The following is a 15,781-nucleotide window of genomic DNA, read 5'->3' as shown; positions in this document are numbered from 1 at the left end:
TCAGTCGCCGAGCGTCGGCGTCCCGTCCGTCCGCCGCCCGCGGACCGTCCCGACGACGGCGTAGACGAACGGCGTGTCGGCGACGGCGATGGCGAGTTTCAGGAGGTACTGGCCGACGGCGAGCGACGCGAGCACCGCGCCAGGGAGGGGGTCGCCGCCGAGGACCGTCGGCGCGGCCCAGAAGGCGACGCCGACGAAGATGACGGTGTCGAGCAGCTGGCTCGTCGCGGTCGACCCGACGTTCCGCAGCCAGAGCGCCTCGCCGCCGGTGGCCTCGCGCAGGCGGTGGAAGACGAGCACGTCCCAGTTCTGGCTGACGAGGTACGCGAGCAGGCTCCCGGCGACGATGTTCGTGCTCGCGCCGAGGACGGTGGCGAACTGGTCGGCCGGGACGCTCGTCGGCGCGGCGGGCGCGAGGATGGTCGACCAGACGAGCGCCAGCAGGACGAGGTTCATGACGAAACCGACGTTGACCATCGCCTGCGCGGTGCGCTTGCCGTACAGTTCGGCGACGCAGTCGCTGGCGAAGAACGTCAGCGCGTAGGCGAGCGCCGCCCCCGGGAGGACGAGCGCGTCGCCGGTGACGGGCAGCGCGACCGGGAGCGCGAACTGGAGCACCTTCGAGGCGGTCAACTGCGCCGTCACGAGCGCCGTCACGAACAGCGCGACGAGCGCGAGTGCGGCCAGCGGGACCGCGAGGGCGTGGTCCGGGTCGGTGGCGCGCCGGCTACTCATCGTCCCCGTCGAGTCGACCGTGGCGGGCGTCGATGTCGTCGAGGATGTCGAGCGTCTTGCGGATGGACGACCGGATGGCGTCGCTCCGGTTGACGAACTTCCCCTCGTCGCCGACGTGGTCGTCGAGGTCGTCGAGCAGTTCCTGCGGTATCTCGACGCTTATCTTGGGCATACCCGGAGAACACTCCGAGAGTACGAAACGCCATCGGTACGCCTGCTACCCCTGGAACAGTCGCAGGAGGTCGCGGGCCGCGTAGCCGACCGCGAACCCGGTGACGCTCCCGGCGAGACAGACGCCAGCCACGAGCGCGCTCCCGACGAGCGGGTCGTCGGCCGGAGCGAAGAACACGAACGCCGCGAACAGCACCGCCGGCAGCAGGCCGATGACGAGGCTGGCGGCGAGGCCGCCGCCGCGGAGGGTCGCCAGCGCCGCGACGACCGGCGGCGTCCCGACGAGGAGCCACGGGAGCGTCGCACCGTAGAGCGCGTCGCCGACGACGAGGCGAGACCCCGCGACCAGGGCGGCGGCGGCGACGAGGCCGGCCGCGTACGTCGCCGCGACGGCCCACCCTCGGCGGTCACCCTCCCTGGGGGTGACGTCGAACTCGGGCGTCATCGGACGCCACCACACGGGGACGGACGCGACGTGCGCGCCGGTGGGACGGTGGCGTCGGACGGCGTGAAGTCGAGCATGGCCCTACCTTCCAACGTCCTGACCCATAAGGTTTCAGTGACGTCGCCGAACGCCTCGTGGCCGTCGAGCGGCGCTCTCGAACCGTCAGACGGCCGTATCCGGCCGAAACGTACAATCACCCGACACGTTGACCGCGGGGGCGACCGCCGCGGCGACCGCCGAGGGTGTAGAGCCAGAGCAGCGCGAGGCCGACGAAGTACGCGATGGCGATGGGGATGGTGAACAGGAACATGGCGAACACGCCGCCGGGCGTCGCGAGCGCCGTCAGGGTGAGGACGGCGACGACCACCTCGCGCCACCGACCGCGCATGACCCGGAAGGGGACCAGCCCGGCGCGGTGGAGGAGGAACATCGACGAGGGGATGCTCGCGAGGAGGCCGACGCCGATGGTCGTGAAGAAGACGAGCCACCCGGCGCTGTTGATGCGGTACCGGATGATCATGTTCGAGTCGATGGCGTCCCACGCGAGCCACGAGATGACGTTCGGCGCGACGACGAAGTAGCCGAGCGCGCTCCCGGCGACGAGCGCGACGGCCGTCGTCGTCGCCCACGTGAACAGCGCCCCGCGAGAGCCGGTGACGACGCCGCGCTCCTTCAGCGCGGGCCACGCGTAGTAGAGCAACAGCGGGAGCGTCGCGATGGCGCCGAGGATGGTCGCCACCTTGATCTCGAAGATGAGCGCCTCGACGGGGTGGAGCGTCACGACGCTCACCTCCGGGCGCACCACCTCGGGGATGCGCGCGAGGAAGTTGTCCCGCAACTGGCCGATACCCTCGGTGTAGAACCAGAGGAACGTTCCGGCCATCACGACGAGGAACACCGCGACGAGACGGAAGGACTTCGAGAGGAGCGTGCCGGCGACGAACTGGATGTCGTAGAAGTAGCCGCCGATGTCGTCCTCGTCGCGCTCCTCCTCGGAGAAGGCGTTGAACATCCCGGTTGTCGTCCGCGTGACGACGCCGGCGTCCTCCTCCTCCGCTTCCCGGTCCGCTTCGGTCTCCGCTTCCGCCTCGCGGGCCGTCTCCGCGTCGTCGAAGCGGTCGAGGATGGCCTGGGCCTTCTCGCCGTCGTCGGCCGCCATGGCGGCGCGGGCGTGCTCCAGGGTCTCGTCCTCGCTCAACTCCGCGAAGACCTCCGGCGGGGCCGCCCGGACGCCGGCGGCGTCGAGGGTCGCGAGGTCGATGGCGGTCGGGTCGCCCATCGCCCCGACGGGGCCGGTCTCGGCGGTGAGCCGCTTGAGCGCGGCCGACAGGTGGACGAAGAAGACGACGAGCGCGGCGACGCTCCCGACGGCGACGGCGGCGACGACGAGCGCCTGCTCGCGCGGGAGGCCGAGGACCGTCTCGATGGGCAGGAAGGCGAAGGCGTAGTCGGCGGGGAGCGACAGGGTGTACTCGTTGACGGCCTCGCGAACGCCCGTCTGCAGGCCGTAGTAGGTGACCGCGCCGGCGAGCACCGCCGACCCGAGGACGGTGTGCCAGTGCGCGCGAAAGAGTCGCCGGAAGCCGACCGAGTCGCGGGAGTGCTTCAGCGTGACCACGACCTTCGTGAACCAGAGGCTGAGGACGTAGAGGAACAGCAGCGGCACCGCCCACATGATCTGCGTGAAGGGGTCCGGCGGGGAGAACAGGGCGCCGAAGACGAAGATGGCGACGACGGCGTAGCGCCACTTCTCGCGGAACGTCTCGTAGCGGACGACCCCCGAGTACGCGAGGCCGCTCATCGCGAGCGGGAGCTGGGCGGCGAGGCCGAACGAGAGCGTGAGGACGAGGACGAACTCCGCCCACTTGACGATGGAGTACGTCGGCTCGAAGCCGGCGGCGGAGGCGTTGTTCGAGAGGAACTCGAACATGATGGGGAAGAAGAGGAAGTAGCCGTAGGCGACGCCGAGGGCGAACAGCCCGAGCGAGAAGGACCCGAGGATAACACCCTTCCAGACCGGTATCTTCCCCTCGGGCCACCAGCCGCGCTTCCTGAAGGCGTCGCGAGAGAAGTACAGCAACAGCGGGAGCGCGAGGAGGACGCCGACGACGAGCCCGATTTTCACCTGCAGGAGGATGACGTCGAAGGGGGTGACGGCGACGATGATGGTGTCCTCGCTCGACCGGGCGAGGAGGTCCGCCTTCAGCATCGTCCAGCCCCACTCCTGGAGGTAGTAGATGGTCCCCATGAGCCCGACGACGAAGAGGATGAACACCTTCTGGAGGTGCTTCTGGGCCGCTCGCAGGACCGCCCCGAGCGCCGCCCTCCCGTCGTCGATAGCCCGTGCGGTGTCCTCGTTGACTACGCTCGACACACCGGACCTAGCAAACTTGCGGTTATCAATCTTTTCTGTCGCCGGAGGTGAGAAGGCTTACAACCGCCGGGATACCTACGAACGGGTAATGACCGGCGACGGGCGTCCCGGCCCGGGACGGGACGCGACCGAGGACCCGCCCGCCACCGACGGGGACAGCGGTCGCTACCGCGCCGACGGCGGGTCGTCCGAGGAGACGGACGGGGACGCGGAGCGCGCCGACCCGGTGGACGGCGACGCGAACGAGGACATCGACGCGAACGAGGACATCGACGCGAACGAGGACATCGATGCGGCGGGGGGAGAAGCCGACGACGAGCACCTCCCGGCCGACGCGGCGGCCTCCGACGGCGGCACGAACGTCGCCGACGGCGAGGCGGGCGCGGGGAGCGGGTACGCGCCGGCGGACGACGACCCGCTGTTCGACGGTCCCGAGAGCGACCAGGAGATGCCGCTGGCCGAGCACATCGAGGAGATGATAAACCGCCTCGGCATCGTCGCCGTCGCCATGGCGCTGGTCGCAGTCGTCGTCCTCCCGTTCTCCGACCAGTTCATCAACGTCATCTGGAACGGCATCCTGGGCCGGGTCCAGGAGGACGTGGCCCGTCCGCACGTCTACCAGCCGCTGGCGCTGTTGCTCGCGCGGCTGAAGGTGGCGTCGCTCGCGGGGTTCGTCATCGCGCTCCCCGTCTTCGTCTACGAGACGTACCTGTTCATGCGCCCCGGCCTCTACCGCCACGAGCGGCGCTACTACCTCGCGGCGGTGCCGACGAGCCTCGTGCTCGCCGTCATCGGCGTCGGCTTCGCGTTCTTCCTCGTCCTCCCGGCCATCTTCATCTACTTCGTCAGCTACACCGACGTGGCGGCGAACGTCGCCTTCGGCCTGACCGAGACGTTCAACCTCATGCTGTTGATGATGGGCTTCTTCGCCGCCGTCTTCCAGATTCCCCTGCTCATCATGCTCGCGGTGATGATGAACCTCACCAGCCGCGAGTGGCTGGCGCGCCGTCGCCTCTACTTCTGGGGTGGCTTCCTCGGCGTCGCGCTCCTGTTCAGCCCCGACCCCACCGGGATGGCGCCCATCATCGTCGCCGTGACGATGGTGACGCTGTTCGAGGGGACGCTCCTCATCCTGCGCTGGGCGAAGCGCTGAGCGACGCCACCGGCCGACGCCAACGCACATATCGCCCGCCCGCGAACCCCCTTCTGACCCGATGGCGACGGTGATACTCATGCGACACGGCGAGACGACGTGGAACCGCGACCGACGGATGCAGGGGTGGGCGCCCGTCCCGCTCACCGACCGCGGACGCGAACAGGCGCGGGCGGCCGGCGCGCACGTCGCCGAGCAGTACGACGTCGACCGCGTCGTCGTCTCCGACCTCCACCGGACGGTCGAGACGGCACGGCACGTCAACGAGGTGGGCGGCCTCGACGACGTCCCCCGCTCGTTCACCGACGACTGGCGCGAGCGCGGCGTCGGCGTCTACCAGGGGCTCGACTACGACACCATGCGCGAGCGCTTCCCGAACTTCGCGCTCGGCGAGGAGGCGGCGTACGCCCACGACGAGACGCCGGAGGGCGGCGAGAGCCTCGCCGGGATGCGCGAGCGGGTGCTCGACGGCTGGGACGCGGTCGCGGGGGGAGCGGGGACGACGCTCGTCGTCACCCACGGCGGCCCCATCCAGATGGTCCTCGGCCACCTGAAGGGGATGGACCTCCCCGAGTCGGTGCTCACGCACCACCTCGACAACTGCTGTCTGAACGAGATACGGGTCGACGAGGAGGCCAGGTTGCAGTACGAGAACGCGACGCCGTGGACCGACGAGGAGCCGTCGGTGGGGGGCCGACGGGACGGCCACGCCTGAGCCGTCAGTCGGAGGTGGGGTACTCGGCGTCGAAGACGGAGACGCCCCCCTCGGCGGGGCTGACGCTCCCCGTCCGGTAGCCCTCGAGGTCGAGGGTGACGTGGTCGAAGCCGGCCTCGCGGAGGTGGGTGCGAGCCGCCCGGACGAAGTCGGCGTCGAGCGCCCGGTCGAGTTCGTCGTGTCCCACCTCGATGCGCGCGAGGCCGTCGTGGTCGCGCACGCGGAACTGCGTGAACCCCCACGCCCGCAGGAGGCCCTCCGCGCGCTCGACGCGCGAGAGGCGTTCCTCGGTCACCTCGATACCGGTCGGAATGCGCGAGGAGAGACACGCCATCGAGGGCTTGTCGGCCACCGAGAGGTCGTAGTCGCCGGCCAGTTCGCGCACCTCGGACTTGGCGATACCGTGGGCGAGCAGGGGCGAGAACACCTCCAGTTCCTCGACGGCGCGCAGGCCGGGGCGGTGACCCTCGCCGGGGTCGCTCGCGTTCGTCCCGTCACAGACCGTCTCGATGCCGAGGTCGCGGGCCTGCTCGAACATCTTCCCGAGGCGCATCGTCCGGCAGTGGTAGCAGCGGTCGCCGTCGTTCTCGACGAAGTCCGGGTTGTCCAGTTCGGAGAACTCGACTTCGACGTGGCGGATGCCGATTTCGTCTGCGACGCGGCGGGCGTCGTCCAGTTCCTCGGCGGGGAGCGTCTCGCTCCGGGCGGTGCAGGCGACCGCCCGGTCGCCGAGCGCCTCGTGGGCGAGGGCGGCGACGAGGCTCGAGTCGACGCCGCCGGAGAAGGCGACGAGGACGCCGTCGCGCTCGGAGAGCGCGTCCAGCGCGGCAGCACGTTTGTCCGCGACGTTCATGCCCGGCGTTCGGCGGGGGGAGAGAAAAGCGCGTTGTGTGCGCCGCGGTGGGGCGTCGTCGAACCGTGTCGGGAACGTTGCAGTTTTGCCACGTCACCGCAACGGGCCGGGTATGGACCTGGAGGCCATCCCGGGCGTCGGCGCGAAGACGGCCGAGCGACTGGCCGCCCTCGACGACGCCGAGCGCGCCCTCACGGACGGCGACGTGGCGGCGCTCGCCCGCGCGCCGGGCATCACCGAGGGGCAGGCCGCCCGCATCGCCCGGGGTGCCATCCGCGAACGCCACGGCGACACGAGTCGCTTCCTGCGCACCGACCGGGCGCGCGAACTGTACGACGACGCGCTCGCACTGCTGCAGGAGCGCGCCGTCACCGACTACGCGAAGCGCCGCGTCGAGACGTTCTACCCGAGCGCGTCGGCCGACCGCATCGAGGAGGTGCGCGCGTTCGTCACCGAGGCGATGGCGCGCGACGCCGACCCCACGGTCGTGGAGGCGCTCTCGGGCGTCGCGCCGCTCGCCGACCCGGGCGGCCTCCGGGTGCGCGAACGCTGTCTGGCCACGAGCGAGGCGGAGACCTACGCCCGCGCCGAGCGCGCGTTCCCCGAACTGAGCGTCGAACTCGTCGAGGACACGCAGGACCTCGCGGAACTCGCGCGGGGGTACGCCACCGTCGTCGCGCTCGACGAGTCGTTCGCCGGCCTCGACCTCCCCGGCGACGTGCGCGTCGTCCCCGACCCCGAGGCGCGCGTCGACGAGGTGCTCCCCGAGCGTCTGCTCGCGTTCTTCGCGGAGAACCGCGCGCGCCTGCTCGCCGCCGCCGACGCCCACGAGGCGGCGGACCTCGACGCACCCTGCGACCTCGACGCCCTCCGCGACGGCCTCGACCGCCTCGACGCGGACGGGACGGTGAAGGGCGACGCGGAACTCGGGCGCCTACAGGACGCCGCCGCCGACGTCGACGCCGCCGTCTCGACGGGCGAGAGCGTCGCCAACGACCGCCTCCGCGAGGTCATCCAGGCACGGGACGTGACCATCGAGGGGGCGGACCTCCTCTCGCTGGTCGAGCAGGGCGCGCGCGTCGACACGCTGCTCGACCGCGAACTCGCCGACGAGTTCGACGAGGCAGTCGCGGCCGCCCGCGAGCACGTCGTCGACGCCCTCCGGTTGGACGACCACGCCGACCTCGCGGAGGGAGTGTTCCGCGACGACCCCCACTTCCCCGTCGAGCGCGACGAGGCGGCCGTCTCCCGGCTCCAGTCGGAACTCGACGCCGCGCGGGACCGCCGCGCCGCCCGGCTGAAGGCGGACCTCGCGTCGGACCTGAACGCGCTGCGCGACCCGGTCGAGGCGCTCGTCAGCGCGGCGCTGGAACTCGACGTGGAACTCGCCGTCGCGCGGTTCGCCCGCGACTTCGAGTGCGTCCTCCCGACGTTCGAGGGGCGGGGCGTCGACCTCGAGGGCGGACGCTCGCCCCTGCTCGACGTCGAGTTCGCCGAGGTCGACCCCGTCGACTACCGGGTCGAGGGGGTCGCGCTCCTCTCGGGGGTCAACAGCGGAGGGAAGACGTCGACCATCGACCTCGTCGGCCTCACGGTCGTCCTGGCGCAGATGGGCCTGCCCGTGCCCGCAGAGCGCGTCCGTCTGGAGCGGTTCGACGCGCTGCACTACCAGGCCAAGAGCCAGGGCACCCTCGACGCCGGCGCGTTCGAGTCCACGCTCCGGGAGTTCGGCGGCCTCGTCACCGACGAGGGCAACAGACTGGTGCTGGTCGACGAACTGGAGAGCATCACCGAACCCGGCGCGAGCGCGAAGATAATCGCCGGCATCCTCGAATCGCTCGACGAGCAGGGCGCGACGGCCGTCTTCGTCTCGCACCTCGCCGGCGAGATACGCGAGGCGACGGGCTTCGACGTGCAGGTCGACGGCATCGAGGCCGTTGGACTGGTCGACGGGGAGTTGCAGGTGAACCGCTCGCCCGTGAAGGGTCGACTCGCGCGCTCGACGCCGGAACTCATCGTCGAGAAACTGGCGACCGCCGAGGACGACGCCTTCTACGACCGGTTGCTCGGGAAGTTCGCGGAGTGAGCGGCCGCGCGTTCTCCCGCCGTGCGAGACCGGACGAAGGATTAAGTACTCCGGGGAGTCTGGTGAAAGTGAATGGCGGACGATGAGATGTTGTCGTGGGACGAGTCGGTCTTCCGCGACGAGCACGTCTTCGAGATAGACTACCTCCCCGAGACGTTCCGCCACCGCGAGGAGCAGATGCGGAGCCTGAAGTACGCCCTCCGGCCGGCCGTCCGCGGGTCGCGCCCGCTGAACGTGATGGCGCGCGGGCCGCCGGGGACGGGCAAGACGACGGCCGTCCAGAAGCTCTTCGGCGAACTGGAGGCCGTCTCCGACGTGAACGTCGCGCGCGTGAACTGCCAGGTCGACTCGACGCGCTACGCGGTGTTCTCGCGGCTCTTCGAGGAGATGTTCGAGTACGAACCGCCCACGAGCGGCATCTCGTTCAAGAAGCTCTTCGGCCAGATTACCGACAGACTGGTCGAGGAGGACGAGGTGCTCGTCGTCGCGCTCGACGACGTGAACTACCTCTTCTACGAAGGGGAGGCGAGCGACACGCTCTACTCGCTGCTCCGGGCGCACGAGGCGCACTCCGGCGCGAAGATCGGCGTCATCATCGTCTCCTCGGACCTCGACCTCGACATCGTCGAGGAACTGGACGAGCGCGTCCAGAGCGTCTTCCGCCCCGAGGAGGTGTTCTTCCCCCGCTACGACGAGGCCGAGATAGCCACGATCCTCAACGAACGGGTCGAGCGTGGGTTCCGCACGGGCGTGACCGGCCCCGACGTGCTCGACCGGGTGGCCGAACTCACCGCGAGCACCGGTGGCGACCTCCGGGTGGGCATCGACCTGTTGCGCCGCGCGGGCCTCACCGCCGAGATGCGCGCCAGCCCGACCGTCGAGGCGGAGGACGTCGAGACGGCCTACAGCAAGTCGAAGTACGTCCACCTCTCGCGGCACCTCCAGGGGCTCGCGGAGTCGGAGGTCGACCTGGTCCGGGTCGTCGCCGAGCACGAGGGGGCCCGCGCCGGCGACGTCTACGAGGCGTTCGAGGCGGCGACCGGTCTCGGCTACACGCGCTACTCCGAACTCATCAACAAGCTCGACCAGCTCGGCATCATCGAGGCCCGCTACACCAGCGTCGAGGGACGCGGCCGCTCGCGGGAACTCTCGCTGGCCTACGACGCCGAGGCCGTCCTCGACCGCCTCGACTGAAGGGTACCTCTTCGACTGGAGACCACCCCACGTGAGAGCGATTCACGTGCAACCGAACACCGGCGTGCACGGGAAACACACCACGGGAGGGCTCGGGAGGGCACGGTACGTGACAGGGAACGCAGGAAGGGCGGTCTCCCCCTGTACCGTGCCGCGAGCGAGTGAGCGTAGCGACCGAGCGAGCGGACGCCCCGAACCTCCGAAGGAGGTGAGGGGCGGTTTTAGTCCAGGTTTTGCCAGCGGGCGGCCGCCCGCGCGGCAAAACGTGGGGGCTAGTAGGGCTCGTCCTTCAGCCCCAGTCCGTAGGCGATGGCGTTGGTGAGGACGTGGAGCAGCGGCGTGAGCAGGAGGACGACGGCCACGGTGGGGCGGGTGAACGTCCGGGCGAACCAGCGCGGCGAGCAGGCGCGGGCGAGCGCGAGCGCGCCCGCCACGAAGTCGAGCTGGTCGAGGCCGAGGGCCATCTCGCCGCGCGCGAGGCCGGTCCGGCGCTTGAAGAACGAGCCCGCGATGTCGCCGGCCATCGCGCCGAACGCGAGGGCGACGCCCGACCGGAGCGAGAACCGGGGGAGCGACCAGTCGGTCCGCGCCTCGGCGGCGGGCGCGAGGCGGTTCAGGAGGACCGAGAGGGCCGTCCCGACGAGGGTGCCGGCGAGGGTGCCGCGCCAGGTCTTGCCGTCGCCGAGGAGCCGACGGCCCCCCCACTCCCGGCCACCGTCGATGGGGCGGCCGCCGCCGAAGAGGACGGCGGCGTTGTTCGGAACGTACGCGGGGAGCATCGCCCAGACGGCGCGGGCCACGGCCTCTAACATGGCCCACACTCCGCCGAGCGAGAGTATAAAGCAGGGTGGAACGACCGGCGTTCGTGAAAGGGAGTTCTCAAGTGAGCGCCGGCGAAATTTACCACCGATGATCCCCCCCATCGCGCGCCGGTTCGTCGCCGGCGAGACCCCCGCGGAGGTGCTCGAACACGCCCGGCAGTTGCGGGCCGACGGCGTCAAGAGCATCGTCAACCTGCTCGGCGAGCACTACCACGACCCCGAGCCGGCCGCCGAGGACGCGGCCGCCTACCGCCGGCTGGTCGCCGACATCGCGCAGGCCGACGTCGACGGGTGTATCTCGGTGAAGCCCTCACAGGTCGGACTCGGCGTCGACGCCGAGACGTTCGAGGCGAACCTCGGGGACATCGTCGCGACGGCCCGCGACGAGGGGGTGTTCGTCTGGGTGGACATGGAGGACCACACGACGACCGACGCGACGCTCGACGCCTTCGAGCGCCTCGTCTCCGAGTATCCGCGGATGGGGGTGTGTGTACAGGCGAACCTGAAGCGCACCCGCGACGACCTGGAACGCCTCGTCGACCTGCCGGGGAAGGTCCGCCTCGTCAAGGGTGCCTACGACGAACCGGCCGACATCTCGCTGAAGGGACGGCAGGCGGTCAACGAGGCCTACGAGGAACATCTGGAGTACCTCTTCCGGGAGGATGGGGGCACCGTCGCGGTGGGGAGTCACGACCCGCGGATGATCGAGCGTGCTATCGACCTCCACGGCGCGTACGGGACGGACTTCGAGATACAGATGTTGATGGGGGTGCGGGAGGACGCGCAGGTCGAACTGGCGCGCGACTACGAGGTGTACCAGTACGTCCCCTACGGTGACCGGTGGCTCTCGTACTTCTCGCGGCGGGTGATGGAGCGAAAGGAGAACCTCGTGTTCGCGCTCCGGGCGGTCGCCTCCGCCGGCGTCTGAGCCTCAGTTCAGCGTCCGGCGTTCGGCCTCTTCCTCGTTGACCACGATGGGGATGCCGTCGTGCTTGTTGTCGCCGAAGCCGGCGGAGAGGACGCGCGTGAGGGCGTCCTCGACCGTCTCGCCGGTCTCCTCGTACTCCCCCGGTTCGCACTCGACGACGAACCCGGTGGTGATGTTCGGCGAGGTGGGGATGAAGAGGAGTTCGCGCCCGTCGTCGGCGACCTTGCCCGTCTTGAAGGCGGTCATCCGGAGGCCGTTCCACGTCTCCAGTTTGACCGGGCTCTGGAGGTCTTCGGGGCCGGAGACGGCCGTCTCGACGGCCATCTTCGAGGCGTTGTAGACGACCCGGAGCCCGGGCAACTGGTTCATCGTGGCGTCGATGCCTCCCTCGACGACGTCGCCGAACGTCGTCCGCATCATGTACCCGATGGAGAAGGTGAGCAGGACGAAGACGGTGAGCAGGAGGGCGACCTCGATGAAGGGGACGGCCCCCCTGGTGCCCGCCGGGAGCAGCGTGGGGTCGATTTCGATGAGACCCAGCGCCGCGACCCTGACGAACAGCCACCGGAGGATGTAGAGGGTGACCAACAGTGGCGCGAGCACGATGACGCCGCTGGCGAAGTCACGCTTCCACGAACCGGAGAGGGCCATTGGGAGCGTAAAAACACCAGTCTGTTATCAGTCTTCCCTCTGAGAGGGAGTCACTGATAGTCGTCGAGTGAGAGGGCCTGCGAGAGCGGAAGGGCGACCCACGCGTCGTCGCGGCTGACGTCGGCGATGACGAGCGTTCCGTCGTCCACAGCCGCCATCACCTCGTACTCGGCGTCCGACCCGGACGTGGTCGCCGTGTTGGGCTCCATGACTGGCAATAGCTAACATCCCATAATAAACGTGTCGGAACGAACGTCGTGTTGTCACGAGTCGAAGCGCGGGTATAGGCCGGGAGAGAGCGCTAGACAGCGTATTACGGCCGATTCGCCGAACCGACACGGGTTGGTAAAACGCGCATTTCACAATACGGAGTATATATGCGGGAACGACCGATATGTCCTCCTTGTGTGGACGCATGTCACACGGAACCGGGAGAACAACTGAAAGAAACTGGCGGGCCGATTCAACGGCTGAACCGCGCGACAACGCCAAGCTTATAAACCATTAACAAATACGAGGTTTTGGAATGACAGACAGTAACGGACTTTCGAGGAGGCGATTCCTGCAGGCGACCGGTGGTGCGGCGGCGGCCGCGGCGCTCGCAGGGTGTACCGGGGAACCGAGCGGCAACGACAGCGACGGGAACGGGAACGGTTCCGGCGACGACGACAGCGACATGGAGCCCCAGGAGGGTGGTACCTACCGGAAGATCAACTCCACCATCTCCACGTTCGACCCCGTCGCGGCCGACGACACGGCCTCCGGGCAGGTCGTCCAGCAGGTCTTCGACGGCCTGATGAACTACCCGAACGGCGAGACGGAGGTCACGGAGGGACTCGCCGAGGGCTACGAGACGAACGACGACTTCACCGAGTACACGTTCACCCTCAAGGAGGCGACGTTCCACAACGGCGATAGCGTCACCGCCCAGGACTTCGTCTACTCGTTCAACCGCCTCGCGGGCTCCCCGCACTCGGTCCGGACGTACTTCATCCTCGACTCGCTCGGCGTCACCCACGAAACCGACGACGAGGACACCTACTCCGACGGTTCGCTCGGCGTCGAGGCCGAGGACGACCAGACGCTCGTCATCACCCTCGACCGCGCGTTCCACGCGTCGCTCCAGATGCTCGCGTACTCCTCGTTCGCGGTCGTTCCCGACGGCATCGTCGGAAGCCTCGACGACGAGGGCGCCCCGGACGACCCGAGCGACGACTACCAGACCTTCTCGGAGAGCGAACCCATCGGTGCGGGGCCGTTCGTCTTCGACAGCTGGGAGAAGGGCACCTCCGCCGCGGCCACCCGCTTCGACGACTACCACGGCGAGACGGCCTACGTCGAGGGCGTCCAGTGGCAGGTCATCGAGGACACGCAGGCGGCGTACAACTACGCGATGGAGAAGAACGTCGACACGTTCGGTGTCCCCACCGCGGAGTTCCAGCAGTCGAACATCACCAACGCCGAGGACGACGAACAGGGTCGGACCAGCGGTCAGTACGACAGCGTCAGCAACGGCGAGGTCGTCGACTACCTGAAGGTCCCCGAGGTGTCGACGTACTACTTCGGGTTCAACACCCGGGAGGTCCCCAAGCCGGTCCGTCAGGCCGTCGCCTACGCGACCAACCAGAACCAGCTGGCGAACGAGGTGTACAAGGGCCGCGTCTCGCCCGGCTACCACCTCACGCCGCCGCTCGTCTACCCCGGCGAGGGCGAGGCGTACAACAGCCACGTCGAGGACGCCTACCCCTACGGGCAGGAGTCCGACATCGCGAGCGCAAAGGAGGTCATGGAGGAGGCGGGCTACAGTGAGGACGACCGCTTCTCGTTCACCTTCACGCACTACGTCTCCGACACGTGGAGCCAGATCGCCCAGATCCTCCAGGGGCAGCTCCGCGAGGCGTACATCGACATGGACATCGAGTCCGCCGAGTTCGCGACGCTGCTCGACCAGGGTGAACAGGGGAGCCTGCAGGCGTACACCCTCGGGTGGATCGCCGACTGGCCGGAGCCGGACAACTTCCTCCAGCTCATCAACCCCGAGGACACCTACACGGGCGAGACCGGTGTCCTGACGTACACCAACTGGGGCCGCGAGGAGGAGACCGAGGCGTCGCAGGCGGCCACCGAGGCGTGGCAGACCATCAGCGACAACCTCGAACCGACCGACGAGGCGGAGGAGGCCCGCAACGAGGCCTACATCCAGATGGAGGAGGCCAACTGGGAGGACGTCGTCCTCGTGAACGTCTTCCACGGCGCCACCGAACGCTTCAGCTACGACTACTTCCACGCGCCGAAGTTCGGCGCGATGGGTCCCTCGCGCCAGAAGTACAACACCTTCTGGCTCGAGCAGGACGTCGAGGACCGCCCCGACGAGGCCGCCGACCCGAACGAGACGACGGGCAACGAGAGCGGCGAGTAACCCCGTCTCCGGCGGTTCGATTTTTGACGGTAAGCAAAGGGATAGAAAGACATAATTGCCGCAACGAAAAATCAGGTCATACGCTACAATGAATCACACCTGCAGCGACGGCGGTACCCCGTACCACCGCCGCGCGTGCCAGCGAGTCGACAGCGGTGGGGTACCATGAGCCGGTGGAGTTACTTCCTCCGGCGGCTGGTACTCGCGATACCCATCCTGTTGTTCTCGATGTCGCTCGCCTTCCTCATACTGCGAGTTGGACCGACCGACCCCGTCTCGGCCGTCGTCGGGACGAACAACGACCCGGCGTACCGGCTCGCCGTCGCCAAGAGTATCGGTATCGTCGACGCCCAGGGGAACCAGATTCCCCTGTGGGAGCAGTACATCGACTTCATGATTGGTCTGCTGACGTTCGAACTGGGCCAGTCGTGGGTCATCAGCCGCGGGACGAGCGTCACCGACCTCATCGCCAGTCGTGCGCCGCGCACCATCTGGCTCGGGTTCTGGTCGGTGCTCATCGCGCTGTTCATCGGCATCCCGCTCGGCTTCTACGCCGGGCTGAACCCCAACACGTTCTCGGACTACTCCGCCTCCTTCGGCGGCATCGTCTGGCGGGCCATGCCGAACTTCTGGCTCGGCATCATCCTCGCCGAGATACTCATCAACTCCGGGTCGCTGACGAACGGGGCGTTCGCGTGGAACGACTTCGTCGTCAGTACGGACGTCATCACCGCCCCGCCGCTCGGGAACCTGAGTCCCGTCGCGTTCGACGGCATCGTCCCGACGTACGACGCCGAGGGGTGGAACGCGTTGCTCGTCGCCATCAAGCAGATCATGCCGGCCGCGCTCGTGCTCGGGTCGGCGTCGATGGGCAACGAGATGCGTATCGGGCGGACCGCGGTGCTCGAGACCATCAACTCGAACTACGTCGAGACGGCCCGGGCGAAGGGCCTCTCCGAGCGCGTCATCGTCTGGAAGCACGTCTTCCGCAACGCCCTCATCCCACTCGTGCCGGTCATCACCGCCGAGGCGTTCCTGCTCATCGGCGGGTCCGTCGTCGTCGAGTCGGTGTTCGGCATCAACGGGCTGGGGAAGTTGTTCTTCGACGCGACGATACAGGGCGACCTCCCGGTCGCGGGGTCGCTGCTGTTCGTCTTCGTCCTCATCACCCTCAGCGTGAACATCATTCAGGACTTCCTGTACACCGTCATCGACCCACGGATCGGGTACGAATAA

General features: G+C 68.7%; 15 protein-coding genes. 7 read left to right on the top strand and 8 right to left on the bottom strand.

The genetic code is table 11. The annotated features are described in order from the left end of the window. The 4 genes from P1Y20_RS11400 to tatC (P1Y20_RS11385) form a co-directional block, all read right to left on the bottom strand. A complete protein-coding gene (locus P1Y20_RS11400) occupies positions 1-735 on the bottom strand; it encodes a queuosine precursor transporter (protein WP_304448780.1) in 735 nt (244 codons plus the stop codon). Further along, positions 728-907, bottom strand: a complete 180-nt coding sequence (locus P1Y20_RS11395; protein ID WP_304448779.1) for a ribbon-helix-helix domain-containing protein — start codon at positions 905-907, stop codon at positions 728-730. The genes P1Y20_RS11400 and P1Y20_RS11395 overlap by 8 nt, the downstream gene beginning before the upstream one ends. 45 nt (positions 908-952) lie before the next feature. Beyond that, complete coding sequence (locus P1Y20_RS11390; protein WP_304448778.1) at positions 953-1,351, bottom strand: hypothetical protein; 399 nt, start codon at positions 1,349-1,351, stop codon at positions 953-955. A 193-nt stretch (positions 1,352-1,544) separates the two neighbouring features. After that, entirely contained in the window at positions 1,545-3,725 is a 2,181-nt protein-coding gene (tatC, locus tag P1Y20_RS11385; RefSeq protein WP_304448777.1) for a Sec-independent protein translocase TatC, read from the bottom strand. 88 nt (positions 3,726-3,813) lie between these two features. Here tatC (P1Y20_RS11385) and tatC (P1Y20_RS11380) point away from each other — a divergent pair, with 88 nt between their 5' ends. Further along, positions 3,814-4,878, top strand: a complete 1,065-nt coding sequence (gene tatC, locus P1Y20_RS11380; RefSeq protein ID WP_304448776.1) for a twin-arginine translocase subunit TatC — start codon at positions 3,814-3,816, stop codon at positions 4,876-4,878. A 61-nt stretch (positions 4,879-4,939) separates the two neighbouring features. Then, positions 4,940-5,593, top strand: coding sequence for a histidine phosphatase family protein (locus tag P1Y20_RS11375; protein ID WP_304448775.1), 654 nt, complete (start codon positions 4,940-4,942; stop codon positions 5,591-5,593). A gap of 4 nt (positions 5,594-5,597) precedes the next feature. Here the strand turns inward: P1Y20_RS11375 and larE are convergent, their stop codons facing one another. Next, positions 5,598-6,446, bottom strand: a complete 849-nt coding sequence (larE, locus tag P1Y20_RS11370) for an ATP-dependent sacrificial sulfur transferase LarE (RefSeq protein WP_304448774.1) — start codon at positions 6,444-6,446, stop codon at positions 5,598-5,600. A 112-nt stretch (positions 6,447-6,558) separates the two neighbouring features. Here larE and P1Y20_RS11365 point away from each other — a divergent pair, with 112 nt between their 5' ends. Both P1Y20_RS11365 and P1Y20_RS11360 read left to right on the top strand, forming a co-directional pair. Beyond that, positions 6,559-8,532, top strand: coding sequence for a MutS-related protein (locus P1Y20_RS11365; RefSeq protein ID WP_304448773.1), 1,974 nt, complete (start codon positions 6,559-6,561; stop codon positions 8,530-8,532). Between the two features lie 72 nt (positions 8,533-8,604). Beyond that, positions 8,605-9,726: an ORC1-type DNA replication protein gene (locus P1Y20_RS11360; RefSeq protein WP_304448772.1), complete on the top strand. Its 1,122-nt coding sequence runs from the start codon at positions 8,605-8,607 to the stop codon at positions 9,724-9,726. A gap of 272 nt (positions 9,727-9,998) precedes the next feature. On the opposite strand, the gene P1Y20_RS11355 is transcribed toward P1Y20_RS11360, so the two are convergent. After that, complete coding sequence (locus tag P1Y20_RS11355; RefSeq protein ID WP_304448771.1) at positions 9,999-10,538, bottom strand: CDP-2,3-bis-(O-geranylgeranyl)-sn-glycerol synthase; 540 nt, start codon at positions 10,536-10,538, stop codon at positions 9,999-10,001. A gap of 97 nt (positions 10,539-10,635) precedes the next feature. Between P1Y20_RS11355 and P1Y20_RS11350 the strand changes: the two genes are divergently transcribed. Further along, complete coding sequence (locus P1Y20_RS11350; RefSeq protein ID WP_304448770.1) at positions 10,636-11,475, top strand: proline dehydrogenase family protein; 840 nt, start codon at positions 10,636-10,638, stop codon at positions 11,473-11,475. 3 nt (positions 11,476-11,478) lie between these two features. Here P1Y20_RS11350 and P1Y20_RS11345 read toward each other — a convergent pair whose 3' ends face one another. Next, positions 11,479-12,126 carry a DUF502 domain-containing protein gene (locus tag P1Y20_RS11345; protein ID WP_304448769.1) on the bottom strand — a complete coding sequence of 216 codons (648 nt, stop codon included), beginning with the start codon at positions 12,124-12,126 and terminating at the stop codon, positions 11,479-11,481. Between the two features lie 50 nt (positions 12,127-12,176). Beyond that, positions 12,177-12,335, bottom strand: coding sequence for a DUF7556 family protein (locus P1Y20_RS11340; protein WP_304448768.1), 159 nt, complete (start codon positions 12,333-12,335; stop codon positions 12,177-12,179). Between the two features lie 317 nt (positions 12,336-12,652). Here P1Y20_RS11340 and P1Y20_RS11335 point away from each other — a divergent pair, with 317 nt between their 5' ends. Both P1Y20_RS11335 and P1Y20_RS11330 read left to right on the top strand, forming a co-directional pair. Then, positions 12,653-14,545 (top strand): ABC transporter substrate-binding protein, encoded by a 1,893-nt coding sequence (locus P1Y20_RS11335; RefSeq protein WP_304448767.1) that lies wholly within the window; start codon positions 12,653-12,655, stop codon positions 14,543-14,545. 165 nt (positions 14,546-14,710) lie between these two features. Next, entirely contained in the window at positions 14,711-15,781 is a 1,071-nt protein-coding gene (locus tag P1Y20_RS11330) for an ABC transporter permease (RefSeq protein WP_304448766.1), read from the top strand.

The sequence above is a fragment of the Halomarina ordinaria genome (genome assembly GCF_030553305.1).
GTDB classification, from domain to species: Archaea; Halobacteriota; Halobacteria; order Halobacteriales; family Haloarculaceae; genus Halomarina; species Halomarina ordinaria.
Note: the sequence above shows the minus strand (reverse complement) of the source record. Positions and strands in the feature narration are given on the sequence as shown.